General features: G+C 64.3%; 1 protein-coding gene. It reads right to left on the reverse strand.

The annotated features are described in order from the left end of the window. Nucleotides 1-263, reverse strand: a 263-nt coding sequence (locus ACM615_RS24260) for a hypothetical protein (RefSeq protein ID WP_431012689.1), incomplete at both ends; no start/stop codon positions are given.

Consider the following 263-nt stretch of genomic DNA (forward strand, 5'->3'; position numbering starts at 1 on the left):
GCAGGGTTTTCTCGGCCGGTGGCGTGAAATCACGGCGCACGGCGGCGGTGTCGGTATCCACCAGCTTCTCTTGCGGCTGCACCAGCATGTCGCGCACGGTCTGGGTGGCCAGCGACTGTTCGAGGGTGGCCTTCCAGATGTTGGTGCGTTCTTCGGAGAAGCGCGACTTGGCTGCGGCGATCAGCGACAACGTGCCATTGAGGCCCAACTGGTTGGCGAAGTTCGAGTCGGTGGTGTAGACGTCACCCCAACGCAGCGGCGGG

It is taken from the genome of Rahnella sp. PAMC25617 (assembly GCF_050606005.1).
Lineage (GTDB): Bacteria > Pseudomonadota > Gammaproteobacteria > Enterobacterales > Enterobacteriaceae > Rahnella > Rahnella variigena.